The organism is Pollutimonas thiosulfatoxidans (genome assembly GCF_004022565.1).
In the GTDB taxonomy this organism is placed as follows: domain Bacteria; phylum Pseudomonadota; class Gammaproteobacteria; order Burkholderiales; family Burkholderiaceae_B; genus Pusillimonas_D; species Pusillimonas_D thiosulfatoxidans.
Window position 1 is genome coordinate 1,501,511 of record NZ_CP022987.1, and the last position, 26,418, is coordinate 1,527,928.

Genomic DNA, 26,418 nt, shown 5'->3' on the forward strand with positions numbered 1-26,418 from the left:
CCTGCAACTGTCCATGCGTAAAGCTACCGCGTGGCGTCAAGACGCTAGATGCGGCCCTGTTCAAGCAGTACGCGCACGTACTGTGCAACCCCGGTTTGCACGTCGCGGAACGGCCGGTCATACCCGGCATCGCGCAGCAAGGTCAGGTCGGCCTGGGTATGGCTCTGGTAGCGGCCTTTCAGGTCTTCCGGAAAGTCGATATAACGAAGCAGGCCCTGCTCTACTTGCTGCTGCAAGCCGAGAACGGGTTCGCCCTGCTCTTCGCGCAGCGTATTGACCACCGCGCTTGCCACGTCGTTGAACGGCTGGGCACGCCCGGTGCCGCAATTGAACACGCCGGATTTCGCGGGCTTGTCCAAAAAGAAAAGATTGACATCCACCACGTCGTCCACATGGATGAAGTCACGCATCTGACCGCCGTCGGCATAGCCGTCCCAACCACCGAAGAGACGAACGTGCCCGACAGTGCGAAACTGATTCATATTATGAAAGGCGACCGAGGCCATGCGTGCCTTGTGCTGCTCGTTGGGCCCATACACGTTGAAATAACGCAAGCCCACGACGGGCGCGGTCAAGGTGTCCAGATGGCGGCGCAGCACCTGGTCGAACAAGAACTTCGAGTATCCATAGACGTTCAGCGGGCGTTCGTTGGCGAGGTCTTCTGCGTATACCGGCCCCGCCCCATACACCGCCGCCGACGAGGCATATATAAACGGAATTTTGCGTCCCTGACAGAACTGGAACAGTTCCAGTGTGACGCGATAGTTGTTGTCCAGCATGTACTGCCCGTTGCGTTCGGTGGTGTCCGAGCATGCCCCCTGATGAAAGACTGCCTCGATGTCACCGAGTTGGCCCGAAGCAAGCCGACGTCGGAAATCGTCCTTGTGCATGTAATCGGCAATCCGTCCGTCCACGAGGTTCACGAACTTGTCGCCCTCGGTCAGGTCGTCAACCACCAAAATATCGGTAAGGCCGCGTCGGTTCAGTCCCAGTACGAGGTTGCTGCCGATAAAGCCGGCGCCTCCGGTCACTACGATCATGCCAGTTCTCCTGCCGTTACGGTAGATGTACCCAATTTGCCGACCACTACGCCGCCGGCCCGGTTGGCCCACAATACCGCGTCGTACCAGTCCAAGCCAGCGGCGCGGGTGACGGCCAGCGCTGCCAGCACCGTATCGCCGGCACCCGACACGTCGAATACCTCGTGCGTGTAGGCATCGGTGTGCTCGCGGCCTCGTTCAGAGAACAAGGTCATGCCTTGCTCGGAACGCGTAACCAACAGCGCTTCAAGCTCGAGTTCCTTGCGCAGTTTTTGCGCGCGTTGCTGCAAGTCGTCTTCGTCTGACCAGCGGCCCACGGCGTCTTGCATTTCTGCGCGGTTGGGCGTGATCATGGTGGCACCACGGTACCGCTGATACGACTGCCCTTTGGGATCGACCAATACGGGCACGCCGGCAACACGGGCGGCACTGATCAGTACGTCTACCTGCGCCAGCGCACCCTTGGCATAGTCGGACAACACCAGCATATCGTGCTCCGCCATCAGTTGCCGTGCCTGGGCCTCCAGCTTGTCCAGGCAAGCCAAGCCGGGGGTTTCTTCGAAGTCGACTCGCAGCAATTGCTGCTGGCGCCCCATCACACGCATTTTCAGAGTGGTGGGGGTTTCCGGATCGGCAACCAGGCAGGAATTGATGCCCGCCTCGCGCGCCAGCTCGCGCACGCGCGTGCCTGGCTCATCGCTGCCCACTACACCCAACAAACTGGCTTGCGCACCCAGCGCGACGATATTGCGGGCGACGTTGGCGGCTCCGCCCAGACGGTCTTCGCGCCGCGCAACCCGAACCACGGGTACGGGTGCCTCCGGCGATATACGCTCGACCTCGCCGAACCAATATCGGTCCAGCATGATGTCGCCCACGACCAAAACTTTCACGCGGCTGACCGCCTCCAGGGGGTAAGCCATCATTTAATTTCCTCCAATCGACGCGGTTCATAGGTTTCCCAGGAATTGCAGCCTGGGCACTGCCAATAGAAGTGGCGCGCCTCGAAGCCGCAAATCCGGCAGGAATAACGATCCAGCCGCTGTGTGTGTTTATGAATCAGCGAACGCAGCAGGCTTAGGTCGGCACCGGCCGCAAGATTGACCGACGCCGAGTCGCCGGTAGCCAGCTCGGCTTCCAGCAGGCGATCCAGCCCCAGGAGCGAAGGGTGGGCACGCAAGGCCTCGCGAGCAAAAGCCCAGGCCGGCTGATAGCCCTCTTGGGCGCGTAGCTCGCGAAACACGACATTGAAGGTATCCAGGGACGGAAACCGCAAATAATGCGCCTTCAACACTGCCAGCCCCTCCGCCTGTTGTCCGACGCTGCGGTAGCTTTCCAGCAGGTCGGCGGCGATCAGGCTGGCGTACTCGGGCGCCGCATCCAGTACCGAGGCGAGGTAGGCTCTTTCGCGTTCCGGGTGATTGGCCGCGCGCGCCAATTGCGCCCGCAATATGGCAATCCGCGCTTCGGACGCCTGCCCCCTGCCCTCTTTACGCAGCGCAACGGCCGCGTTGTCGGCTGCGTCCAGCGCAGCACTGGCCGCATCAATATCGGGTGGACGCAAGGCAAGGGCCGCCACGGCCCGTTCGCATTGATAATGCACCAATTGCGGCACCGGCTCGTCGACCAGCGCGCGCAGGCGTTTGACCGCCTCGATGGCGCGTGGCCAATCGTGTTCGGACTCATAAATGCGTATCAGGGCGCGTACGGCAGGGACGGCAAAACGGGTATCAAGGACGCGCTCGAACGCTTGCTCGGCACGATCCAGCATGCCTGCCTTGAGAAAGTCCTGGGCAAGTTCGTGCTGGGCGCTTTCGCGATCCGCGGCCTGTAGATCGGCGCGCGACAACAGGCTTTGATGCACGCGTATGGCCCGTTCCATCTCGCCGCGACGACGAAACAGGCTGCCCAGCGCAAAGTGCAGTTCGGTCGTTTCCGGATCGAGCTTGGCGACTTCCACAAAGGCATCGATAGCCCGGTCGGGCTCTTCGTTGAGCAGGAAGTTCAGGCCCTTGAAATACGAATTGGGCAGGCTACGTGTTTCGGAAAGCATCTGCCGCAAATCCACTTTTGCCGCGATCCAGCCCAGCGCAAAAAGCAGGGGCAGGAAAATCAACCACCAGGGTTCAAAATCCACTGTCGTTATACCTTGTGAATGTTACAGGGGGGCCAGTGGAGCGACCGTTTCCGGCGCAACGGTGTCGGCCGAAAGCTCGGGACGCGTGCGTGCCTCTTGAAGCCGTGCAATTTCGCGCTTCAACCTGGCACTTTCGCGACGGCGGCGCATGATGGAGGGCGCGGCGATCAGCAAGCCCAACACGACCCCCAGAACAAACACCGTCAGCATCACCACAATAAGCGGCACGCCCGTAATCACGTGATCGGCAAAGAAATTAACGTCCACAGGGCCGGTATTTTTCAGCGCGAACATCAGCACAACAACAAACACCACGAGCCTCAGTATCCAAACCAGGTATCGCATGACGGGTACTCCAAATGAATCGGGATCGCATAATTGTAAGGGGTATACCTCTTGTATCCCTGCCCGACGCCAAAAAGAAAGCAGGCCCTTGCTGGAAGGGCCTGCTTATACTGCCTGTCGCGGCAAACACGGAACCAGAATACCGGTTAGCCGTGCATGATGCGGGTGTCGAAGTGACCTAGCGTAAAGACGGACTCGGGTTCCGCCGTCTCGGCTTCTTTATCGAAGGCTGAATCGACCCGCTCGCGCAACTCTTTGCCGGGCTTGAAGTGCGGCACCTGTTTACCAGGCACCATTACTTTCTCGCCCGACTTGGGGTTGCGACCGATGCGCGGCGCCCTTTCCGACAAGGAAAAACTGCCGAATCCACGGATCTCGATGCGTTGGCCGTTGGCCAGGGCCTGGGTCATTGCATCGAGTACCGTCTTGACAGCGTAGTCCGTGTCACGGGCCGCCAGCTGCGGGTAGCGACTCGCGAGAATCGCTATCAGTTCCGACTTGGTCACACCAATTAACCGTCGTCGCGCTGCTGATCCAGCTTGGCTTTCAGCAGAGCACCCAGGTTAGTGGTGCCCGACGAAGCGCTGGCGTCAGACATACGCTGAATGGAATCGGCTGTTTCGGCGTTATCGCGTGCCTTGATCGACAACTGGATCGAGCGCGTCTTGCGATCGATGTTGACGATCATGGCGTCGACGTTCTCGCCCACGTTCAGGACAGCGGTGGCATCTTCCACACGGCCGGCCGAGATTTCGGAGGCACGCAAGTAGCCCTCGACATCGACCGACAGGGTAACGACAGCACCCTTGGCTTCGACAGACTTGATGACGCCGGGAACGACTGCACCCTTGTCGTAGGTCGCGACAAAGTTGTTGAAGGGATCGCCTTCAAGCTGTTTGATACCCAACGAGATGCGTTCCTTGTCGGTGTCGATACCCAGAACCACTGCGTCGATTTCGTCGCCCTTCTTGAAGTTGCGTACGGCTTCTTCGCCGGTTTCGGTCCAGGACAGGTCGGACAAGTGCACGAGGCCGTCGATACCGCCAGGCAGGCCGACGAACACGCCGAAGTCAGTGATGGACTTGATGGCGCCACGGACTTTGTCGCCGCGCTTGAAGTTGATGGAGAACTCTTCCCATGGATTCGCACGGCACTGCTTCATGCCCAGCGAAATACGACGACGGTCTTCGTCGATTTCCAGAACCATGACTTCGACTTCTTCGCCCAAGGTAACAACCTTGCGCGGGTCGACGTTCTTGTTGGTCCAGTCCATTTCGGAAACGTGTACCAGGCCTTCGATACCGGCTTCGACTTCAACGAACGCACCGTAGTCGGTCAGGTTGGTAACCTTGCCGAACAGGCGGGTGCCTTGCGGGTAGCGACGTGCCAAACCAACCCATGGGTCTTCGCCCAGTTGCTTGACGCCCAGCGAGACACGGCTCTTTTCCTGGTCGAACTTCAGGACCTTGGCTTCGACTTCCTGGCCTACTTGCAGGACTTCGGATGGGTGACGCACACGACGCCATGCCATGTCGGTGATGTGCAGCAGACCGTCGATACCGCCCAGGTCGACGAACGCACCGTAATCGGTGATGTTCTTGACGACGCCCTTGACCACGGCGCCTTCGCTGAGCGTTTCGAGCAGTTTCTGGCGCTCTTCGCCCATGCTGGCTTCAAGCACCGAGCGACGCGACAGCACAACGTTGTTGCGCTTGCGGTCCAGCTTGATGACCTTGAACTCCATGGTCTTGCCCTCGTAGGGCGTGGTGTCTTTCACGGGGCGCAGATCCACCAGCGAACCGGGCAGGAAGGCGCGGATGCCGTTGGTCATGACAGTCAGGCCGCCCTTGACCTTGCCGGTGATGGTGCCGGTTACCATTTCGCCGGATTCCAGTGCTTGCTCAAGCTGCAGCCAGGCCGACAGGCGCTTGGCGCGGTCACGCGACAATATGGTGTCGCCATAGCCGTTCTCGAGCGAGTCGATGGCAACGGATACGAAATCACCAGGCTCAACTTCGAGTTCGCCCTGGTCGTTCAGGAATTCTTCTAGGGGGATCAGCGCCTCGGACTTGAGGCCGGCATTGACAACGACAAAATTGTGGTCGATGCGCACGACTTCAGCTGAAATGACCTCACCGGACTTCATGTCCTGGTCTTTGATACTTTCAGCAAAAAGGTCGGCAAAACTTTCACCGCCGAAGGCGGCAGGGGTCGGAATGGTGGACATTAAGTTAAATCCAAAAGCCGGAAGTGGCTGTTAAAAACACACCAGGAAGGGCTAGCCCCCCAGTGGAGTCAGAAATAATCCCGAACCGTGAAAATCCTACTTGGCTCGGAACCCCAAGCTCGACCAATGGTCGAGTACAACATTCACTGTTTCATCGATGCTCAGACTGGACGAATCGATGATGTGGGCATCGGGCGCAGCAACAAGCGGCGCGCTTGCCCGGCTGCGGTCACGCTCATCGCGTAAGCGCATATCTTCTAATAGGCCCGGTAGATTAGCAGAAAAGCCCTTTTCCTTCAACTGCTTACAACGCCTTTCCGCCCTCGCCTGCACATCGGCGACTAAAAATATTTTCAGAGGCGCATCAGGAAACACCACCGTGCCCATATCGCGCCCGTCCGCAACCAGCCCTGGCAAGCGGCGAAAAGCCCGTTGACGTTCAAGCAGCGCATGCCGCAGCGGCGGATAAGCGGCGACTTTGGAAGCCAGATTTCCGATCTCTTCCTGCCGGATCAGCGCCGCCACATCGACGTCAGACAGCAACACCAAATCGCCCTGGAAGGCGACGTCGAGCTCGGCGGCGACCTGGGCGACGGCCAATTCGTCATCGGCGTCCACCCCCAACTGGCGCACGGCCAGCGCCGTCAGGCGGTACAAGGCCCCACTGTCCAGGACATCCCACCCCAGCGCGCTTGCGACGCGATGCGCGATCGTACCCTTGCCTGAAGCCGTAGGACCGTCGATAGTGATGACAGGTGGGGCGAAAGAAGCACTCATGGCTGGACCAGGTCGGAAAAAACGGAAAAATAATCGGGGAAGGTTTTACTGACGCAGTCCGGATCCAGGATGGTGACCGGCTCCGGCCCGAAAGCGGCCAAGGAAAAACACATGGCCATGCGATGATCGTCGTAGGTCTTGATAGCCGCCGCGCGCCACTGACCATCGGCAATGGGGTGCACCCGTATCCAGTCCGGGCCGGATTCCACCTTCGCGCCCAGCTTTTCCAGCTCGGCGTGCATGGCATCGATGCGATCGGTTTCCTTCACTCGCCAACTGGCTATGTTGCGCAAGGTGCAAGGCCCGTCCGCAAACATCGCCATGGCCGCTGCCGTCATGGCGGCATCGGGAATCAGATTGAAATCGCGGTCGAAGGCGCGCAGGCGTTCCCCGCGGGCCACATGTACGCCGCTTACCTGCACGGAATCAGCGTGGCGGACTACCGTGGCGCCCATGTCTTGGACCACATCGGCGAAAGCCATGTCGCCCTGTATGCTGTTCGAACCCGCGCCCAAAATATGGACGGGGCCGCCACCCAGGGCGCCAAGCGCCATGAAATACGAGGCGGTCGATGCATCGCCTTCGATCGCATAACGCCCGGGTGAGCGGTAGCGCGCCCCAGCCGGGATCACAAAACGCTGCCAGTCTTCGTGCTCGACCGCCACGCCAAACCGCGCCATCAGGTTCAAGGTGATAAGAATATAAGGTTGCGAGATCAGTTCACCGTCGACTTCTATGATGATATCGCGGCTGGCAGTACCGGCAGGTATCACGGCGGCCATCAGCAGCGCGGTCAGAAACTGACTGGAAACCGAGCCCTTTACCTTGACGGGGTGGTCGGTGCGTATGCTGCCCTGCCCTATGGCAAGCGGCGGATAGCCGCTGTTGCCCAAATAACGAATCGCGCTTCCCATCGCCTGCAAGGCATCCACCAGATCGCCGATAGGCCGCTCATGCATGCGCGGCACGCCGGACAGCTCGTAGTCACCGCCCATCATGGCCAGGGCCGCAGTCAGCGGACGGAAGGCGGTACCGGCGTTACCGAGCAGCAGTTTTGCTTGCCGAACGGGATACGGGCAGGCGCCCTGCAGCGTAATGGTGCCTGCGCCGCCGCTTTCGATATGCAAGCCAAGCTGACGCAAGGCAGCCAGCATCACACGCGTGTCGTCCGAGTCGAGCACACCCTCCAGCGTCGTGCTGCCTTCAGCCAGCGAGGCCAACAGCAAGGCACGATTGGAAATGCTTTTCGAGCCCGGCAAATGTATTTGTCCGGTCGCGGTGTTGGCCGAAGCCAGACGCAAGCTCGATGTCTTAGTCATGCCAATCCACTCCTGCTTCCCCATAGTCGCCGTGCCAGCGCGGCCCGTTCGAGAAAATCTTCCAGCGCCGCGCCGTCGCCGTCAATCAGGGCTTGCTCTGCGCGGGCCAAAGCCGCTTTCACTTCCTGAAGCTCAGCAAGCACCGCCGGGCGATTACTTAAGAAGATGTCGCGCCAGACTTCCGCTGATCCTGCCGAGATACGCGTGAAGTCGCGAAACCCGGTACCCGCCAATGCCATGCGCAGATCGGAATCCTGCGCTGTGGCGACCTGCCACATGTAGATCGACGACAGCAGATGCGGCACATGGCTGACCGATGCCAGGACCGTATCGTGCGTATCGGGCTCCATGCAAACGACCCGCGCCCCGCAGGCTTCCCATAAGCGTGTCAGCAAGGCTTTGCTGGCGTTCGAGTTTTCTGCCAAGGGCGTCAGCACAACGCTGCGCCCCTGAAAAAGCTGGGCATCGGCTGCTTCGGGACCGGTCGCCTCGGCGCCGGCAATGGGGTGGCCGGGTATGAACTGGCCTACTTGATCGCCCAGGACTTGCCGGGCGGCAGTCACCACATCGGCCTTGGTGCTGCCGGCATCGGTGACTATGGTCTCGGGCCGCAGTGACGGTTGCAGTGTTGCCAGTATCTCGGTGGTTGCGCCCACCGGTGCGGCTATCAGGATCAGGTCGGCGGTCTGTGCCGCTTGCTGCAAGCTTACGATCTCGTCGATCAAACCCAGTGCCTGCGCCCGCGCCAGCGTGCCGCCTTGGCGCCCCGCGCCGACTATCCGTGTCACCAGGCCGCTTTGGCGCACTGCCGCTGCGAACGAGCCGCCTATCAGGCCTACACCCACAATAGCGAGGACTGGCACCAGGGGCTCGGCGCTGGTCCTGGGCAAGGGCGGCGCGCTCATGCGGCGCCGACAATAGCCGTCAGAGCCTCGATGAAACGGGCGTTTTCCTGAGGCAGGCCGATGCTTACACGCAACCACTCCGGCAGCCCATCAGCGCCCACCGGGCGCACAATAATGCCGCGCTTGAGCAAGGCCAGATTCACGCCTGCCGCGTCACCCACCCTAACCAGCACGAAGTTGCCGTAGCTGGGCACGAACTGCAGATTCAACTTCTGGAAAGCGGCGCAAAGTGCCTGCTTGCCGTCCCGGTTCAAGGCATAAGAGCGTTGCAGAAAGTCGGCGTCGTCCAGGGCCGCGATGGCGGCGGCCTGAGCCGGGCTATTGACATTGAATGGCTGACGAACGCGATTCAGCAAATCTGTCAGGCGCGGCTGCGCAAGAGCGAAGCCGACACGCAAGCCTGCCAGCCCGTATGCCTTGGAGAAGGTGCGGCTGACAATAAGGTTGGAGAACTGCTCTACCCAACGAGCGCTGTCGAATCGGAGCTCGGGATCCAGATACTCGTTGTACGCTTCATCGAGCAACACGGTCACCTTGTCGCCCCAGCGCTCGTGCACCTGCTGCAGAAACGCCACGACATCGGCGGCGGGCAGGAAAGTACCGGTAGGGTTATTGGGGTTGGCAATAAACACCAGCCGGGTGTCTTGGTCGATGGCAGCCAGCATGGCGTTCAGGTCATGGCCGTACTCGCGTGCGGGCACGACGATATGGCGGGCGCCGCGCGCCTGCGTTGCCAGGCGATACACGGCAAAGGCGTGCTGCGCATAAACCGCCGACAAGCCCGGCCCCAGCAAGGCCAGCGACGCCAGCTCGAGCAGATCGTTAGACCCGTTGCCCAAGGTCACCCACGCCGCAGGCACACCATACCGGGCGGCAAGGGCCGCCTTCAGCTCGAAGCCATTGGGATCGGGATAACGCCCCAACGTCGTCACCGCTTTCATCATGGCCGATTTTGCCGAATCGGGCATGCCCAGCGGGTTCTCATTGGAAGCCAGCTTGATGATGTTGGCTGGGTCCAGCTTGAACTCGCGCGCAAGCTCTTCGATGGGCTTGCCAGGCTGATACGGCGCGATCGCCAGGATATGGTCAGGGGCGCCTGCCGCCATGACAGCGCTTTTGATATCTTCGGAATTCATGCAAGCTGTCCCTACTGCCTTGGGTACGAACCCAGGACTTTGAAAAAAGCCACCTGTTTCTTCAGGTCGGCCAGCGCCTGGGCCACGGATGGTTCCTTGTGATGGCCCAACAAATCGACATAAAAATAGTATTCCCACTGGCCCGTGCGGGCCGGGCGGGATTCCAGCCGGCTCATTGAAACGCCGTTTGCCGCCAGTGGCGCCAGCATTTCGTAGACGGCTCCCGCCCGATTGGGCACGGCCAGGATAATGCTGGTCTTGTCATTATCCGTGGGCAGGGTCTCGATGGCTCCGACGGCCAGAAAACGTGTGCGGTTCTGCGGGTCGTCCTGTATGCCGGAGGCGACCACCTGCAAGTCCCAGGCTTGTGCGGCCATCGTGCCGGCAATAGCAGCCACAGTGGGATCCTGCGCCGCAATCCGAGCCGCCTCGCCGTTGCTGGACGCTGCATCGCGCGGCAAGCCGGGATGATGCTGTGTCAGCCAGGCCTGGCATTGAGCCAGCGCCTGCGGGTGAGCCATGACGCGCGTCACGCCGTCCAGCGTGCCAGAACGTGTCATTAAATTATGATGAATCTTGATGGATCGCTCGCCCAGCACCTTCAGCGGAGAACTCAACAGCAAATCCAAGGTGCGATTGACCGCACCCTCGGTGGAGTTCTCGACAGGGACCATGCCGACATCGGCTTGCCCGGCTTCTACCGCCCGGAACACCTCGTCGAAAGAATCGCAACGTAGGCGCGTAATGGCATGTCCGAAGTGATCCAGCGCGGCCTGCTCGGAAAACGAACCCTGCGGGCCCAAATAGGCCACCGTCAAGACGCTTTCCAGCCCGCGGCAGGTGGAAATTATTTGCGACCACACAGCGTCAATAGCCTGGTCGGTAAAGGGTCCGGCGTTCAGGCTCTGCAGCCGACGAATCACCATGGCCTCGCGTTCGGGCTTCAGGATGGGCCCATCCAGGTCGAGTTCTTGCTTGATCTTGCCGACGTCCTGCGCAGCCTTCGCGCGTTGGTTCAACAAGTCGAGGATCTGTTCGTCCAGCGCGTCAATACGCTCACGCAGTGGCAACAAACGGGCTTGTAATTGATTATCCATGTCGACGTTCGAAGTCCTGCATGTACGAAATAAGCGCCTGCACCGCTTCGAGCGGCAAGGCATTGTAGATGGAGGCCCGCATGCCGCCCACGCTTTTATGGCCTCTTAGTTGCCGCAAGTCGGCCGCGTCGGCGCCTTCAAGAAAGGCCGCGTTCAGCGACTCGTCCTTCAGGAAAAACGGCACATTCATGCGCGAACGATAGGACGGGTGCACCGTGCTGACATAAAAAGACGAACCATCCAGATAGTCGTACAGCGCGCGCGCCTTGGCGATATTGGCCGCCTCCATGCTGGCGATCCCGCCCTGCTTTTTCAACCATTTGAACACCAGCCCGGCCATATACATCGCATAAGTGGGCGGCGTATTGAACATGGAGCCTGCGGCAGACACGTTGGCGTAATCGAAGGCGGACGGACAGATCGGCAAGGCATGACCGATGAGTTCCTTGCGCACGATGACCATGGTCACCCCGGCCGGACCGGCGTTCTTCTGGGCGCCGGCGTACACCATGCCGACTTTGGAAAAGTCGATGGAGCGCGACAGAAAATGCGAAGACACATCAACAACCAGCGGGACTTCAGGTGCGCCCAGCGACTTCATATCGGGCCAGTCGGGAAACTCGACGCCGCCTATGGTTTCGTTACTGCATATATGCAGGTAGGACGCGTCAGCCCGCACGGACCAGTCGGCCGGCTTGGGAAACCACGTCCAGGGTGCCTGTGTACGCCCGTCAACATCAGCCTGCGCGCCGCTGCTCGCCGCCACGGCAATATCGCCATAGCGCTGGGCTTCCTTGTGCGACTTGTTGGACCAGATGCCGGCCAGGACATAATCGGCCTTCCTTGCATCGCGCCGACCAATAAGATTCAAAGGCACGATGGCATTCTGGGCCGAAGCCCCGCCCTGCATGAATAGCACGTCGAATTCTTCCGGCACCTGCAGCAGTTCGCGCAGATCGGCCAAGGCCTCTTCGTATATCTGCGTAAACTGCTTGCCCCGATGGCTCATTTCCATGACCGACATACCGCTGCCGTGCCAATCGGTCATCTCGGCCGCAGCGTGTTGCAGCACTTCCAACGGCAAGGCCGACGGCCCCGCCGAAAAATTCCAGGGGCGCATGCTTAGTCTTCCTTGCTGTCGTCCGTATCCGGTTGCTCTGGTATTTCGGTGTCTTGCGTACCCTCCGGCGTATCGAGGATTTCTTCCTCGTCATCCAGATCGTCGGCATCGCTTTCCACAACACGGCGCACGCCCGAAAGCATGCTGTCGTCATCCACGTTGATCAATGTGACGCCCTGCGTGGCACGACCCATCTCGCGGATCTCGGACACCCGGGTGCGAACCAGCACACCACTGGTGGTGATCAGCATGATTTCGTCTTCGGGCTCGACCAGCACTGCGCCAACAACCTTGCCATTGCGAGCAGATGTCTGGATGGCAATCATGCCCTTGGTGCCTCGGCCATGACGGGTATATTCGACAATGGAGGTACGCTTGCCAAAGCCGTTCTCGGTGGCGGTCAACACGCTTTGCGATTCGTCGCCGGCCACCAGCATGGCAATCACCGACTGGCCTTCTTCAAGGTTCATGCCGCGCACGCCCCGTGCGGTGCGACCCATGGGGCGCACGTCGTTCTCGTCAAAGCGCACGGCCTTGCCTGCGTCGGAGAACAGCATGACATCATGCTTGCCGTCGGTAAGGTCGGCACCGATAAGGAAATCGGCCTCATCCAGAGCAACCGCAATAATGCCGGCCTTGCGCGGATTGGAGAAGTCGGACAATGGCGTCTTCTTGACGGTGCCTCGCGAGGTCGCCATGAAGACATAATGATCTTCGCTGAATTCCTTGACCGCCAGGACCACCGTGATCTTTTCGCCATCGACCAGCGGGAACATATTGACTATAGGACGACCGCGGGAGTTGCGCGAACCCTGCGGAACCTCCCAGACCTTCAGCCAGTAAACCCGCCCGTGATCGGAGAAGCACAGCAGGTAGTCGTGGGTATTGGCGATAAACAACTGGTCGATCCAGTCGTTTTCCTTCATGGTGGTGGCCTGCTTGCCGCGGCCGCCGCGCTTCTGCGCACGGTATTCCGATAAAGGCTGGCTCTTGATGTAGCCGCTTTGCGACAGCGTAACCACCATATCCATGGGGGTAATGAGATCTTCGGTATCGAGTTCCGTGGCGTTGTGTTCGATCTCGGAGCGCCGTTCGTCCTTGGTATTGGTCGAGAACTCGGTCTTGATGGCCAGCAGCTCGTCGGAAATGATGGTAGTGACGCGTTCAGGACGCGCCAGGATATCCAGCAGATCGGCGATGGTCGCCATGACGTCCTTGTACTCGCCGACAATTTTGTCTTGCTCGAGGCCAGTCAGGCGTTGCAGCCGCATGTTCAGGATTTCCTGAGCCTGCGTGTCGCTAAGCCGATACTGGCCGTCTTCCTGCAAGCCGAACATATCGGGCAGCGCTTCGGGACGATAGGCTGCGCGCCCACCGGGTGTGGCGCCATCGTCGGCGCGTGTAAGCATTTCGCGAACCAGCGACGAATCCCAGGTGCGTGCCATCAAATCCTGGCGTGCCACGGGCGGCGTGGGCGCCGCCTTGATAATCGCAATGAAATCGTCGATGTTCGCCAGCGCCACGGCCAGGCCTTCGAGCACATGGCCGCGTTCGCGAGCCTTGCGTAACTGGAATACCGTACGGCGCGTGACGACCTCGCGGCGGTGGGAAAGGAAGTACTCCACCATTTGCTTCAGGTTCAGCAGGCGCGGCTGGCCGTCGACCAGCGCCACCATATTCATGCCGAAGGTGTCTTGCAACTGCGTATTCTTGTACAGGTTGTTAAGTATGACTTCAGGTACTTCGCCGCGCTTGAGCTCAATAACCAGGCGCATGCCGTCTTTGTCGGATTCGTCGCGTATGTCGGAAATACCTTCGATACGCTTCTCGTTGACGAGCTCCGCGATCTTCTCCTGCAAGGTCTTCTTGTTTACCTGATAGGGGATGGCGTCGATGACGATGGCCTGACGATGGCCCTTCTCCATGTCTTCAAAGTGCGTCTTTGCACGCATGATGACTCTGCCGCGCCCGGTACGGTAGCCTTCGCGCACACCCGACATGCCGTAGATGATGCCCCCTGTGGGGAAGTCAGGTGCGGGTATCAGCTCGATCAGTTCGTCTATGGTGCATTCGGGGTTGCGCAGCAAATACAGGCAACCATCAATGACCTCGGCCAGGTTATGCGGCGGTATATTTGTTGCCATGCCCACGGCAATGCCCGAGCTGCCGTTCACCAGCAAGTTGGGAAGCCTGGCCGGCAGCAGCAGGGGTTCGTTCTCGCTACCGTCGTAGTTAGGACCGAAATCGACCGTTTCCTGATCGATATCGGCCAACAGCTCGTGCGCAATCTTGGACAGGCGGATTTCGGTGTACCGCATGGCGGCGGCACTGTCGCCGTCCACGGAGCCGAAGTTACCCTGACCGTCCACCAACATATAGCGCAGCGAAAAGTCCTGCGCCATGCGTACGATGGTGTCGTAGACCGCGGAATCGCCATGCGGGTGATATTTACCGATAACGTCCCCGACAATACGCGCCGACTTCTTATAGGCGCGGTTCCAGTCGTTATTCAGTTCGTGCATGGCGAACAATACGCGTCGGTGCACCGGCTTGAGCCCGTCCCGAACGTCCGGCAAAGCGCGCCCTACGATTACGCTCATGGCGTAATCCAGATAGCTGCGACGCATTTCCTCTTCCAACGATATGGGGAGGGTCTCCTTGGCGAAGGAATCCATAGAGTGTCTTAAACGTTAAATCGTGAAGTCGGGCCGAAGTCGGGCGAATGGGAAATTCTAGCACTTCCCCTTCTGGAGCCTGCCCGCAAGCAAGGTTCGGGGCCCCAGTAAATGAAAGAGGTGCAAGAACGCTTCGTTTCCCTCTTGCAGTTCATAAAGCACTTTAAGGCGACTGCCCGTTGCTTAAAACCAACAATAATGCTGGAGATAGGGTACAAATGCCACTATCTGATCGATATGTATCATTCGGGCTTAACTAACCGGCCAGAAATGCCGTAAGATTCGCCCTAACACGCATGAAACCCAGCGCAATTCTTTGATTCAATCATGGCGTTGCTATACTGGCTCCGTTTTCTTGATATGCGGCGGGGGTTCGCTGCGGTCACTTACCAGCATTAAGCTCAACGAGGAGAAACATGAATAAACCCTCCAAAATCGCACTTGCACTCGCCCTTGCAGCCGCCACGGCTTCTGGTGCAGTATCTGCGCAAACTGTCGATAACTGGCGCAACCCATTTGGCGACGTTTGGAAAAACGGCACCAACGAACTGTGCTGGCGTGATAACTTCTGGACCCCAGCTACCGGCATCCCCGGTTGCGACGGCGTACCAGTTGCTCAGGCCGAAGCACCAGTGGTTGCTCCTACCGCCACTAAAGTAGTCCTGAATGCCGACACCTTCTTCGACTTCGACAAATCGAATCTGAAGCCTGAAGGCCGTCAAATCCTGGATCAAGTAGCCGCACAGGCCAACACGATCAATCTGGAAACCCTGATTGCTACCGGCCACACCGACTCGATCGGTACCGAACAGTACAACATGGGCTTGTCCCAGCGTCGTGCTAACTCGGTCAAGGAATACCTGATCAGCAAGGGTATGGCTGCTGATCGCATCTACGTCGAAGGCAAGGGCGAAACCAGCCCTGTCGCGTCCAACGCTACTCGCGAAGGCCGTGCTCAAAACCGTCGTGTAGAGATCGAAATCGTTGGCACACGCAAGTAATACCCCAGGGTAATATTTGCTGCGTTAAACGCTACAATAAGGGCTCCGCATTGCGGGGCCCTTATTTATTTCCGGACAGGCCATGAACGCAACAGCCCATTCAGCAACCGACACCCTTAACGTTGACCAGGCCGAACTCGAAAAGTTCAGCAAGCTGGCTTCCAAATGGTGGGACCCTGAAAGCGAATTCAAGCCCTTGCATGCCATCAACCCGCTGCGCTTGGGCTGGATACTCGATCAAGCCGGTGCGCTATCAGGCAAAAATGTACTGGATGTCGGCTGCGGCGGCGGCATCCTTGCCGAAAGCATGGCAGCCCAAGGCGCCACGGTTACCGGTATCGACCTGGCCGAAAAATCCCTTAAGGTAGCCAAGCTGCATGGCTTGGAGTCCGGCATTGCGGTCACTTACGAAACGGTCAGCGCCGAAGACCACGCGGCGCAGCATCCCGGCACCTACGACATCGTCACCTGCATGGAAATGCTGGAGCACGTGCCCGATCCCTCCTCTATCGTCCAGGCCTGCGCCACACTGGTAAAGCCGGGCGGCTGGGTGTTTTTCTCGACCCTCAATCGCAACCCCAAGTCTTTTCTGTTTGCGATAGTCGGCGCCGAATACCTGTTGCGTATGCTGCCCAAGGGCACACACAGCTACGAAAGCTTCATCAAACCCAGCGAACTTTCCGCTGCGGCACGCGCTGCCGGGCTGCTTACCACGCGCCTGAACGGCATGGAATACAACCCCATTACCGATCGCTACAAGCTTAGTGGCGATACCTCGGTCAATTATCTGCTGGCTACGCGCCGCGAGGCCTGATATCCATGCGTAAACTGGTTCTCTTTGATTTCGACGGCACCCTGGCCGATACCGCGCCCGACTTGGCCGCCGCTGCCAATAAGCAGCGCGCCCGCCGTGGGCTGGCTCCCCTACCCTACGAAACTCTGCGGCCCTATGCTTCGCACGGCGCACGCGGCTTGCTCAAGGCCGGCCTCGATATGGGCACCGACCATCCCGACTACGAAGACTGCAAGCAGCAGTTCCTTGCCGATTACGAGCAAGACATGACCACTCACACCCGGCTGTTCCCGGGGGTGGACGAACTGCTGGCCAAACTCAAGCAACACGGCTACGCCTGGGGCATAGTCACCAACAAGATGGAATACCTGGCCATTCCGTTGGTGGTGCACCTGGGCCTATATACCGACTGCGCCATTACTGTGGGCGGCGACACCACCGATCACCCGAAGCCGCACCCAGCTCCTTTGCTGCATGCTGCAGAAAAAACCGGGTTCGAACCGTCTGAGTGCATATACGTAGGCGACGACGAGCGGGACATCGTGGCTGGCAAAGCGGCGGGCATGGCAACCGTCGTAGCGGCTTATGGCTATTGCGGCACCGAAACCGCCATGTTGCAAGCCTGGCAGGCCGATGCCATCGCCGATACCCCCCAGGCGGTTTGGCCGGCCATCGAACAATGGGCCAGCCTGTCGGCCTGAGCAGACCACACCGAAAACCCGCTTAACTTGCCTGGGCAGCCGCTTCCACTGCGGCTGCATCGGCTGTTGCCGCATACGTGCCCGCCGCAGTAAACAATACATCGGTGGATGAATTCAGCGCGGTTTCGGTGGAATCTTGCAGAACCCCGATCACAAACCCCACGCCCACTACCTGAATGGCGAGCTCGTTCGGGATGCCAAACAGGCTGCATGCCAGCGGAATCAACAGCAATGAGCCGCCGGCCACACCCGATGCGCCGCAAGCCGCGATGGCCGCCACCAGGCTGAGCAGCAAAGCAGTCGGCAGATCCACCACAATTCCCAAGGTATTGACCGCCGCGAGCGTGAGCACCGTGATCGTCACCGCCGCACCTGCCATATTGATGGTGGCCCCCAAGGGTATGGATATCGAATAGGTGTCTTCGGGCAGGCCCAGGCGCTTGCATAAGGCCATATTGACGGGAATATTGGCGGCCGAGCTGCGTGTAAAGAATGCGGTAAGACCGCTTTCTCGAAGGCATGTAAAGACCAGTGGGTAAGGATTATGACGAATTTTCAGGAAGACGATCAGCGGGTTCATTACCAGCGCCACGAAAACCATGCAGCCCAACAGCACTGCAAGCAGCCGCGCATAGCCAAGTAGCGCGGTCACGCCCGTTTCGGCAATCATTGCCGCTACCAATCCGAATATGCCGATGGGTGCAAGACGAATGATCATCTTCACGATAAACGACACCGCGCCCGACAGGTCGCCAATCACGTTCTTGGTGGCTCCGTGCGCGCGGCGCATGGCCAGGCCCAAACCGAGAGCCCAGGCCAGGATGCCGATATAGTTACCACTAGCCAAGGCGTTAATGGGATTGTCGACCACACTCATCAACAAAGTTTTTAGCACCTCGAGGATGCCGCCTGGAGGGTTTAGTGCCTGGGGCACGGCCTGCAACTGGATGGTCAGCGGAAACATGAAGCTGGCTAGCACCGCGACAAGCGCTGCTAAAAAGGTGCCAAGCAAATACAGTACCAGGATGGGCCCCATGCTGGTTTCCTGGCCGTGCTTGTGATTGGCTATGGACGCCATCACTAATACAAATACCAGGATAGGCGCGACCGCCTTCAGTGCATTGACGAACAAGTCGCCCAACAGGCCGACCTGCGCCGCCCACTCAGGTGCCGCAAAAGCCAGCGCCACGCCAGCCACAAGGCCAATCACGATCTGAACCACCAGGCTGCCATGGCAGACAAACTGCAAGAGTGGATTTTGTTTTACCGCGCTAGACATAGGAACTCCGGGAAGACGAGGATTTTACCACCCCCAAAGCTGTCTAAAAAACCAGGAATGCGCTATAATCAATGCACTGGGGTCGATCCGGCTTCGACGTGGGTCGCGACGCAGTGTAGGGCATGCCGAGCACCAGTAAGCTCGTAAATCCACTGGAAAAAACACAAACGCCAACGACGAGCGTTTCGCTTTAGCCGCCTAGTGCGGTAAGCCGCTGCACTAATTTGTCTTTGGGTTAGGTAGGGTAAAACCTACAGCAGCGTCATTTACAAAGAATCGGATCTTGCTGGGTCACTCGGCCTGATCTTAAATTGACGTGAATCGCCAAGGAAGGGCCTGTCGGTTGGCACGCTCCAAGGTTAAAAAATTAAAATTAACCGAATAAGCATGTAGAACTGCCTGTAGAGGGCTTGCGGACGCGGGTTCAATTCCCGCCGACTCCACCAGTATATTCAGCCTCCCGGCCTCCAAGCCGGGAGGCTTTTTCTTTTCCTGATCTCTCGTATAGCTTGCCGGGGCAACGCCACACAACAAAAAGGCCAAACCCCCTAAAGGATTTGGCCTCATCCAAACACTCTATCTACCCGCCAATTAAAGCGGGTGGAGCGTTTAGATTATCTGTATGTTCGAAGCTTGTGGGCCTTTTTGGCCTTCGGATGCGACGAAGGAAACGCGTTGGTTCTCTTCGAGGCTTTTATGGCCGGAGCCTTGAATTTCGCTGTAATGCGCAAAGAGATCCTTGCCGCCGGATTCGGGCATGATAAAGCCAAACCCTTTGTCGTTGTTGAACCACTTCACGATGCCAATTTCTGTTTTCAATGTAAATCCTAAGTAGAAGGGAAATATATCCCCACCGCCACTATGGGCATCTATGCCCTATAAAGCCAGCAGTGTTACCACATGATACCTTTGCGTTGCTACGCGGCGGGCCAAGCCGCCAAGGCAGCAAGAGCGATAATGTGCCGTGTCCCTCTTGGCGTCTTACTGCCACCACCAGCATGACTCGCATAAATTGCATACCTGTTCAGGAGCTCAGCGGCCCCCATTTGGTGGCCGAGTACCGCGAATTGCCGCGGGTGTTTGCCTTGGCGCAGAAAGCGTCAGCGCGCGGCGGCTTTATACAGACTACGGCGTATACCTTGGGTAAAGGCCACCTGCTTTTCTTTTACACGCGGCTGGGATACCTCGCGCGGCGACATGCCGAATTGATTGAAGAGATGAAGCGCCGCGGCTACAAGCCTTCATACGCTGGCATACAGCGCGACGACTTTCCGTCCATCCCGGCTGAATACTGGGGTGATTGGCAGCCAACGCCGGAAGCCCTCGCCCTTAACCGCCAACGGATACAAGAGCGCGGCAGGAAAAACCAGGACTAGCCCAGGCCATTACGCTGAGCCGCCCGGCGGAATAAGGCTTCGGCGCAGGCTGCCCTGACTGCCGACCTGCTGGTGTTGATAGAGCGGCTGAATCGTTCGGGGGACTCCGGCATGGTGGTGCCCGGCGAGTATCTTGAAATTGTCGTGACCCGCCGCTAACCCAGCATGGACCCGTGCCCGGTGCAGAAGCTATGTGCAAAGTGCGACAAAAACTGCCGCGCCTGCCTCTTGAAAACTGCTGAGCCAGCACCTATATCACAGACTAAGAAAGCGGCATTCGTACGTTTTCCTGTTTTCATGCGGTTGCGCAAACGCCCGGCAAGCGCTTGCGTCTGGCCGCTCTTACGGAGGCCATAAAATGAGCAATTCCTACTTCCAAAGCGATCTGTTAAGCGAGTTTGATCGCTTGCATCAGCAAGTGGCATCGCTGTTCGGCGGGTTTCCCTATAGCGTGCGGTCCGACCGCTATGGTGCCTTTCCTCAACTGAACGTCGGGAGCACCGATGATACCGTCGAGATCGTCGCATTCGTTCCCGGCGTACAAGCGGACCAACTGAACGTATCTATCGATAAGGGTGTCCTGACGATCAGCGGCGAGCGGGCACCCGCCTTTGGTAAAGACGAAGGTGACGAGAGTCGCCGCTACAGGCAGGAGCGCTTTACGGGAGCATTTCGACGCATTATTGAACTGCCGGCCGCCGCCGACCCCGACAAAGTCAGCGCCCGTTACGTGAATGGATGCCTGACCATCAGCGTGGGCAAGGCGGAAGCGTCCAAGCCCCGCGCCATCACGGTTCAGTAACTACGGAGGATACGATGAACGACATTACCAGGACTGCAGGGCGAAACCAGAGCGAAGTGGCGCGTCGGCAAGACGACAGCGCAACCCAGCCGCTGACACGCACGCCGCCAGTCGATATAGAAGAGAACAGCCACGGCATCACGCTATGGATGGATTTGCCCGGTGTTTCGAGGGATCAGGTCAATATCGAAGTTCACGATCACAACCTGCGCATAGAGGGACAGGCAGTGGTACCCACGCCCGGCAACTTGCAAGTGCATTACGTCGAGCGTCCAGAGTCGCGCTTCAGTCGCAGCTTCACGCTAGGCGTGGATCTGGATGTATCGCAGATCGACGCCAATCTGGAAGATGGCGTGTTGCGCTTGAGAATACCGCGGCTCGAAGAGGCCCGGCCCCGCCGTATCGAAATACAGGCGGGCTGACCGGTCACTTGGAAGTAGCAGCCGGGCAACCGGCTGCTTTTCTTTGTCGGCTAGTTTGCCTTGCGGCACGGATAGAGTAGCGTGACGCCGCCATCCGTGGGCATGATGGCCGACAAGGGTTTGCATGACCCGTTCTCGCACCATTCGTAATCAGCGGTGTAAGCCGAGCGGGTCAGGCGCAACTGGTCGGGCAATTGCCTTTGTGGTTGATATTCGTACCAGCCGCCTTTGAAAGTCGCGTCGGGCGGGGGCTCCATGCCAGCCCCGGAACCCCTTATACGTGCTTTGCCTGCCACCAACACGGGCTTGCCGCCGCCGGTACGTGGGGGCATGACAACGTAGTCTTCTTCCCAGCGCAGCTTCTCGATGGAATGCGTCCAGGCCAGTGTGAAATCGCGCACCGGCACGAACCTTGGCGCCACGTCGGGCGCGGCAGCCAGCACCATGCACACGCCCAACACTGACCCAGCCAAGGTCATGACGATAGACTTGCCTTACGGTGCTCGTCCGACCGCACGCGCCACCAGTGCCACAGCACAAACACGATACACAAGCCAAAGCCCAACTGGTCCGTGATAGGCGCAGCGGCTACCAGCAGCCCAGCCGCCGTGATAGCCAACAGACGCCCGAACCAGTTCATTGGACCAATCAGGAACCCGGTCGCGCCGGCGCCCCATAGCCCAATGGCAAGCAGCGCCTTGAGCACGATGTAGATCACGTCCATGAAACTGCCGCCCTGCAACATCAATGCAGGCGAATACACGGCCATGTACGGCACCACAAAGCCGGCAATGGCCACGCGCAGCGCCTGTATGCTTATCTTCAGACCGTCTTCGCGCGCAATGGGCGCTGCAGCGAAGGCTGCAAGAGCGACCGGCGGCGTCAGGTCGGCCATGATCCCAAAGTAAAAAACAAACATGTGCGAAATAATCAGCGGCACATCCAGTTGCAACAGCACCGGCGCGGCCAAGGAACTGGTGATGATGTAGTTGGGAATGGTCGGGATGCCCATGCCCAGTATCAGGCAGGTGATCATCGTGAGGAAAAGGGCCAGGAACAGGCTTTTTTCGCCCAGAGCAATGATATGGCCGCCAAACTCGGCTGCCACACCAGTGAGGTTGATGATCCCGATAATGACGCCCACCAGTGCGCAGGCAATCGCCACAGGCAGCGCATGGCGGGCACCGTCAGCCAGCGCCTGCATGGCCAGGCGCAGCGAGGCCTGTCCCTTGCGCAAGATTCTTAGCGTGGCGATCAGGACCGCCGTAATCGCGAAGAAAGTAATAACGCCGTACTCGACGAATCCGGCACATGCGAAGGCCAGAAGAATCCAGAATAAATAACGCAGGGCCAAACTGCCCACACCGGACATGGCCGCAGCACCAAATATCAATATAACGGTCAGCCCCAGACCTACCGTACCTGAGAACAGCGGCGTATAACCCGAAAACAACAAGGCCACCAGCCCGATCAGTGGCAGCAACAAATACCAGTGCAAGCGCATGGCCGCCCAGGGATTGGGGCACTGGTCTTTGGGAAGGCCGTGCAAGCCAAGGCGACCCGCCTCGAGATGGACTGTCCAGAAGGCCGTAACGAAGTAAAGCAACGCTGGAATAATGGCAGCCTTGCACACTTCTATGTACGGAATGTTAAGCGTCTCGGCCATAATAAAGGCCACGGCACCCATGACCGGGGGCATGATCTGCCCGCCCATGCTGGATGTGGCTTCAACGCCCCCCGCGAAGGCCGGCGAATAACCAAAGCGCTTCATCAATGGAATCGTGAACTGCCCCGTTGTCACCACATTGGCCACACCGGAACCATTGATCGTCCCCATCAGGCCGGAACTGATGACGGAAACCTTTGCCGGTCCGCCACGGGTATGGCCGACCGTACCCATCGCGAAATCAGTGAACAGAGTGATCATTCCTGCCTGCTCCAGGAAGGCGCCAAACAGGATGAACAGAAAGATATAAGTGGAGGAGACGTAAGTCGGCGTTCCGTAGATGCCTTCGGTGCCGAAACTCATGGTGCTGATGATTTGATCGAAACCATAGCCACGATGTGCCAGCAAGCCCGGCAAATACTCGCCGAAGAGCCCATACAGCAGGAACAGGCCGCAAATAATCGGCAAGGCCCATCCCATTACGCGGCGCGCAGCCTCGAAGACCAAAACCAGCGTGACTATGCCTATGACCATATCGGTATCGGTCATCTGGCCCGCACGCTGGGTAAGATCGGCTTCGAAAATCCAGTGATAAAAGCTGAAAGTGAACCCAAGCACCCCAAGCGCCCAGCTTACATACCGTCCGGATCTTCCTTTGAAGCCAGGCATCAGTGCGAAAACCATTAACAACACGAAACCTACGTGTATGGCTCGTACCACCTGACTGGATAACGGACTGAAAGCTGCCGTATAAACCTGGAAAGCCGAGAAGGCCACGGCGATCCAGAAAACAACTCGCGGCAAGGCCGGAGTAACGTGCTCGGGGCTTGAGTTCATCTAAATACTATCGCAATTATTTAACAATGCCGGCTTCGCGGTAATAACGCTCTGCGCCAGGATGGAGGGGAACCGGCATGCCTTTGACGGCGTTCTCCAGTTTGATTGCCTTGGCCGCATTGTGGGCGGCGTATAGCGTATCAAGGTTATCGTACAGCGCCTTGGTCATCTGGTAGGCCAGTTCTTCCGGTACATCCGAATGTGTAACGAGGAAGTTGGGTATGGCGGCAGTGGGAATGTCTTCGCTTTGACCTTCGTAAGTATTGGCCGGGATCTTCGATGGCTGGTAGGCAGCATCGCCGATCTTCTCGATGACGTCAGCCGGTACCGGTATAACAACGATATCTACTGAGGTTGCGAGATCACGAATCGATGACACACCCAGGCCGGCGGACTGCAGCGTGGCATCAAGCTGGCGGTTCTTCATCAGTTCAACCGATTCGCCAAACGGCAGGTATTCCACCTTGGCCAGATCGTCGTACGTGATGCCGGCAGCCTTGAACACTGCGCGAGCGTTCAGCTCAGTACCGGAGCGCGCTGCGCCAACCGAAATACGCTTGCCTTTCAGATCGGCCAGGCTGCGTATGCCAGAATCTGCGTTAGCCACGATCTGCACATAATTATTGTATGTGGCCGACAAGCCGCGCAATTTGTCGAGCTTCTTGGGGAAACCCGCAGCTTCGGAACCCTTCCAAGCGTCGGAAACGGTGTCCGCCAGAGCCAGCGCAAGCTCGCCGCGACCAGCCTGCAGCAAGTTCATGTTCTCGGCAGACGCCTTAGTCACCTGGGCGGTTGCCTTGACGTTCGGAATACTCTTGGCATAGACCTGCGACAAGGCCACGCCCAAGGGGTAATACACCCCGCTCTGTCCACCAGTGAGAATATTGACGAATTGTTGTTTCTGGGCTGCCGCCGGACCGGCAGCAACTGTGGCCACGGCTAACGCTGCCGTGGCAATCCATTTGATGGCTCGCATTGTTGACTCCAAGAATAGTTATTTAGGGGCAGGAAGATTGAAGCTTGCCCACCATGAACCCCTGGAAAACGCGTGTAGTACAACCGCCACGTTTTGTTCAGGCAAGTGGAGCAATATACCCAAATCAAACACAAGGAGTAACTAGGTATTAACCGCAGGACAAAAAAGGCGAAGCCTGTGCTCCGCCTTTCTGCAATGCATGTGAAGATCAGGCCATGGTTGCAGCCATGGCCACATGGTTAATGCCCGGACGAATGATCGACAGGCTCGTCAGAATGAAAGATGGAAGGGTCGGGCTTGCCGCTTACGGACAGAATGCCGGACAGCCCCTTCTCGACACGCGACAGGGCATGATCGACAAGGATGTAGTTGCCGGGAACGTCTACCTTGAACTCCACCATGGTTGCGCCGCCCGGGGGCACCAGCGTGGTCTGTACGTCGGTCAAGGGCTTGGATGTCAGCGAAGCGTGCGAATAAACCCGGTCGAATACTTCACCGATCACGTGGAAACTGGACACCAGGTTGGGGCCGCCCACACCGAAGAATATGCGGATCTGCTCACCCACCACTGCCTGCAGCTTGTGCTTGCCCGACAAGGCATCCATGGTGCCGTTGAACATCAGGTGCTCGGGGTTCTCGTCCAGCAATTTCTCCAGCGAGAATTCCTGCAGCCCCTGCGAGCCGTGCTTTTGCGCGGTATAGAGCTCGCCCTGCATCACGTAGAACTCGCGATCCACGGGCGACAAGCCGCCTTCGGGCTCGACCAGGATCATGCCGTACATGCCGTTGGTAATGTGCTGTGCCACCATAGGCGTTGCGCAGTGGTAGACAAACAGGCCGGGATGGAGCGCCTTGAAGGTGAAGCTTTTGGTTTGCCCCGGCGCAGCCTGCGTTACCGCCGCCCCACCGCCTGGGCCCGTCACCGCGTGGAAGTCAACCGAGTGGATGTGCGAGGCCTCCTTGGCATTGGTCAGGTTTACCGTAACAGTGTCGCCCACCCGTACGCGTACGAAAGGACCCGGCACTTTATTATTGAAGGTCCAGTACTTGTAGGTGCTGCCGCTGGCCAGTTGCCCAATCACTTCAGTGGTTTCAAGATCGATGGTGACCTTCTGCGGTCCACGCTTGCCAACCGGTTGGCCCACCGCGGTGGGGTCCTGGGCAATATCAAGCGCGTCGCTTTGTACCTGCTCTTGCGGCTCGCCGACGATCAGCTTGCCAAACATGCCAGCCGCCTTGTGGCCAGGCAGCGTGCACAGATACTCGAATGTTCCGTCCTTATTGGCGCGGAAAACAATGGCAGTGGACGAGCCCTTGCCTGTGAAGGTGTCTGATTTTGCAGAGAACTCCGGGACGGCAATATCGTGGATCGCACCGTCGCCGTTGATGACGTTGATCTGCACGACTGCATTGGCCGGCACCTTGAGGTCGGGGTTGACCTGTCCCGCGATCGTTCCCGCATCGCCCATGAACACCAGCTTGCCCTCGGCAATGGCCGTACGCAAAGTAAAGGTGATGTCCGGCGTATAGGTGACCGTGCCCGCCGGCGCCCCCTGCGCCGCAAAACTCGGCGCCCCGCCGGCCAGCGTCATACACATGGCAAATAACATCAACAGCCTTTTCATTCCATTTCCCCTTCAGGTTCAATACTCCCGCGGCGCAACGAGCGACGCCGGGAATTTCGGCACAACATTACGTTCTATGCCTACAATTTGCCCTGTTTGGCACGCCAGCTCATTGATCGGGATCAATAAGCGCACTAATAAAAATTCAGCACTACAACAAGG

At 58.6% G+C, this 26,418-nt stretch carries 25 protein-coding genes and 1 other RNA gene; 7 read left to right on the top strand and 19 right to left on the bottom strand.

The genetic code is table 11. The features are described 5' to 3' along the window. Window positions 1-44: 44 nt before the first annotated feature. The 13 genes from rfaD to gyrA all read right to left on the bottom strand — a co-directional run bounded on the left by rfaD (window position 45) and on the right by gyrA (window position 14,778). Window positions 45-1,040: an ADP-glyceromanno-heptose 6-epimerase gene (gene rfaD / locus CKA81_RS07180; RefSeq protein WP_128354692.1), complete on the bottom strand. Its 996-nt coding sequence runs from the start codon at window positions 1,038-1,040 to the stop codon at window positions 45-47. After that, window positions 1,037-1,966: a D-glycero-beta-D-manno-heptose-7-phosphate kinase gene (gene rfaE1, locus CKA81_RS07185; protein WP_128354693.1), complete on the bottom strand. Its 930-nt coding sequence runs from the start codon at window positions 1,964-1,966 to the stop codon at window positions 1,037-1,039. Before rfaE1 ends, rfaD begins: the two co-directional genes overlap by 4 nt. After that, the gene (lapB, locus tag CKA81_RS07190) at window positions 1,963-3,177 is read right to left on the bottom strand and encodes a lipopolysaccharide assembly protein LapB (protein WP_128354694.1); all 1,215 of its coding nucleotides are present in this window, start codon (window positions 3,175-3,177) and stop codon (window positions 1,963-1,965) included. Before lapB ends, rfaE1 begins: the two co-directional genes overlap by 4 nt. Window positions 3,178-3,198: 21 nt before the next feature. Continuing rightward, window positions 3,199-3,522: a LapA family protein gene (locus CKA81_RS07195; RefSeq protein ID WP_128354695.1), complete on the bottom strand. Its 324-nt coding sequence runs from the start codon at window positions 3,520-3,522 to the stop codon at window positions 3,199-3,201. A 146-nt stretch (window positions 3,523-3,668) separates the two neighbouring features. Then, the gene (locus CKA81_RS07200) at window positions 3,669-4,028 is read right to left on the bottom strand and encodes an integration host factor subunit beta (RefSeq protein ID WP_128354696.1); all 360 of its coding nucleotides are present in this window, start codon (window positions 4,026-4,028) and stop codon (window positions 3,669-3,671) included. A 5-nt stretch (window positions 4,029-4,033) separates the two neighbouring features. Next, window positions 4,034-5,749 carry a 30S ribosomal protein S1 gene (rpsA, locus tag CKA81_RS07205; RefSeq protein WP_128354697.1) on the bottom strand — a complete coding sequence of 572 codons (1,716 nt, stop codon included), beginning with the start codon at window positions 5,747-5,749 and terminating at the stop codon, window positions 4,034-4,036. Window positions 5,750-5,845: 96 nt separating this feature from the next. Continuing rightward, window positions 5,846-6,526: a (d)CMP kinase gene (gene cmk, locus CKA81_RS07210; protein WP_128354698.1), complete on the bottom strand. Its 681-nt coding sequence runs from the start codon at window positions 6,524-6,526 to the stop codon at window positions 5,846-5,848. Continuing rightward, window positions 6,523-7,845, bottom strand: a complete 1,323-nt coding sequence (gene aroA, locus CKA81_RS07215) for a 3-phosphoshikimate 1-carboxyvinyltransferase (protein ID WP_128354699.1) — start codon at window positions 7,843-7,845, stop codon at window positions 6,523-6,525. Before aroA ends, cmk begins: the two co-directional genes overlap by 4 nt. Continuing rightward, window positions 7,842-8,750, bottom strand: coding sequence for a prephenate dehydrogenase (locus tag CKA81_RS07220; RefSeq protein ID WP_128354700.1), 909 nt, complete (start codon window positions 8,748-8,750; stop codon window positions 7,842-7,844). The genes aroA and CKA81_RS07220 overlap by 4 nt, the downstream gene beginning before the upstream one ends. Further along, on the bottom strand, window positions 8,747-9,886 hold the full coding sequence (gene hisC / locus CKA81_RS07225; RefSeq protein WP_180016397.1) for a histidinol-phosphate transaminase: 1,140 nt from the start codon (window positions 9,884-9,886) through the stop codon (window positions 8,747-8,749). Before hisC ends, CKA81_RS07220 begins: the two co-directional genes overlap by 4 nt. Before the next feature lie 11 nt (window positions 9,887-9,897). Next, window positions 9,898-10,983 (bottom strand): prephenate dehydratase, encoded by a 1,086-nt coding sequence (gene pheA / locus CKA81_RS07230; RefSeq protein ID WP_128354701.1) that lies wholly within the window; start codon window positions 10,981-10,983, stop codon window positions 9,898-9,900. Continuing rightward, on the bottom strand, window positions 10,976-12,103 hold the full coding sequence (gene serC, locus CKA81_RS07235) for a 3-phosphoserine/phosphohydroxythreonine transaminase (RefSeq protein WP_128354702.1): 1,128 nt from the start codon (window positions 12,101-12,103) through the stop codon (window positions 10,976-10,978). Before serC ends, pheA begins: the two co-directional genes overlap by 8 nt. 2 nt (window positions 12,104-12,105) lie before the next feature. Further along, the gene (gene gyrA, locus CKA81_RS07240) at window positions 12,106-14,778 is read right to left on the bottom strand and encodes a DNA gyrase subunit A (protein WP_128354703.1); all 2,673 of its coding nucleotides are present in this window, start codon (window positions 14,776-14,778) and stop codon (window positions 12,106-12,108) included. Window positions 14,779-15,194: 416 nt separating this feature from the next. Between gyrA and ompA the strand changes: the two genes are divergently transcribed. The 3 genes from ompA (at window position 15,195) to gph (ending at window position 17,273) form a co-directional block, all read left to right on the top strand. Continuing rightward, the gene (gene ompA, locus CKA81_RS07245) at window positions 15,195-15,779 is read left to right on the top strand and encodes an outer membrane protein OmpA (RefSeq protein ID WP_128354704.1); all 585 of its coding nucleotides are present in this window, start codon (window positions 15,195-15,197) and stop codon (window positions 15,777-15,779) included. An 82-nt stretch (window positions 15,780-15,861) separates the two neighbouring features. After that, complete coding sequence (gene ubiG / locus CKA81_RS07250) at window positions 15,862-16,593, top strand: bifunctional 2-polyprenyl-6-hydroxyphenol methylase/3-demethylubiquinol 3-O-methyltransferase UbiG (RefSeq protein ID WP_128354705.1); 732 nt, start codon at window positions 15,862-15,864, stop codon at window positions 16,591-16,593. Window positions 16,594-16,598: 5 nt separating this feature from the next. After that, window positions 16,599-17,273 carry a phosphoglycolate phosphatase gene (gph, locus tag CKA81_RS07255; protein WP_128354706.1) on the top strand — a complete coding sequence of 225 codons (675 nt, stop codon included), beginning with the start codon at window positions 16,599-16,601 and terminating at the stop codon, window positions 17,271-17,273. 22 nt (window positions 17,274-17,295) lie between these two features. On the opposite strand, the gene sstT is transcribed toward gph, so the two are convergent. Beyond that, entirely contained in the window at window positions 17,296-18,552 is a 1,257-nt protein-coding gene (sstT, locus tag CKA81_RS07260) for a serine/threonine transporter SstT (protein ID WP_128354707.1), read from the bottom strand. A gap of 78 nt (window positions 18,553-18,630) precedes the next feature. On the opposite strand from sstT, the gene ssrA reads away from it, so the two are divergent. Further along, window positions 18,631-18,998: a transfer-messenger RNA gene (gene ssrA / locus CKA81_RS07265) on the top strand. A gap of 163 nt (window positions 18,999-19,161) precedes the next feature. Here ssrA and CKA81_RS07270 read toward each other — a convergent pair. Next, the gene (locus CKA81_RS07270) at window positions 19,162-19,371 is read right to left on the bottom strand and encodes a cold-shock protein (RefSeq protein WP_128354708.1); all 210 of its coding nucleotides are present in this window, start codon (window positions 19,369-19,371) and stop codon (window positions 19,162-19,164) included. A gap of 179 nt (window positions 19,372-19,550) precedes the next feature. Between CKA81_RS07270 and CKA81_RS07275 the strand changes: the two genes are divergently transcribed. The 3 genes from CKA81_RS07275 (at window position 19,551) to CKA81_RS07290 (ending at window position 21,152) form a co-directional block, all read left to right on the top strand. After that, on the top strand, window positions 19,551-19,928 hold the full coding sequence (locus tag CKA81_RS07275) for a pyrimidine dimer DNA glycosylase/endonuclease V (protein WP_128354709.1): 378 nt from the start codon (window positions 19,551-19,553) through the stop codon (window positions 19,926-19,928). A gap of 358 nt (window positions 19,929-20,286) precedes the next feature. After that, window positions 20,287-20,730: an Hsp20/alpha crystallin family protein gene (locus CKA81_RS07285; protein WP_128354710.1), complete on the top strand. Its 444-nt coding sequence runs from the start codon at window positions 20,287-20,289 to the stop codon at window positions 20,728-20,730. A gap of 14 nt (window positions 20,731-20,744) precedes the next feature. After that, window positions 20,745-21,152, top strand: a complete 408-nt coding sequence (locus tag CKA81_RS07290; protein ID WP_128354711.1) for an Hsp20/alpha crystallin family protein — start codon at window positions 20,745-20,747, stop codon at window positions 21,150-21,152. Between the two features lie 50 nt (window positions 21,153-21,202). Here CKA81_RS07290 and CKA81_RS07295 read toward each other — a convergent pair whose 3' ends face one another. The 4 genes from CKA81_RS07295 to nirK form a co-directional block, all read right to left on the bottom strand. Beyond that, window positions 21,203-21,631 carry a DUF1850 domain-containing protein gene (locus tag CKA81_RS07295; RefSeq protein ID WP_199287568.1) on the bottom strand — a complete coding sequence of 143 codons (429 nt, stop codon included), beginning with the start codon at window positions 21,629-21,631 and terminating at the stop codon, window positions 21,203-21,205. Then, on the bottom strand, window positions 21,628-23,655 hold the full coding sequence (locus CKA81_RS07300) for a TRAP transporter permease (RefSeq protein WP_128354712.1): 2,028 nt from the start codon (window positions 23,653-23,655) through the stop codon (window positions 21,628-21,630). The genes CKA81_RS07295 and CKA81_RS07300 overlap by 4 nt, the downstream gene beginning before the upstream one ends. Before the next feature lie 16 nt (window positions 23,656-23,671). Then, complete coding sequence (locus CKA81_RS07305) at window positions 23,672-24,631, bottom strand: TAXI family TRAP transporter solute-binding subunit (protein WP_128354713.1); 960 nt, start codon at window positions 24,629-24,631, stop codon at window positions 23,672-23,674. Window positions 24,632-24,870: 239 nt separating this feature from the next. Next, on the bottom strand, window positions 24,871-26,256 hold the full coding sequence (gene nirK / locus CKA81_RS07310; RefSeq protein WP_199287569.1) for a copper-containing nitrite reductase: 1,386 nt from the start codon (window positions 26,254-26,256) through the stop codon (window positions 24,871-24,873). Window positions 26,257-26,418: the final 162 nt, after the last annotated feature.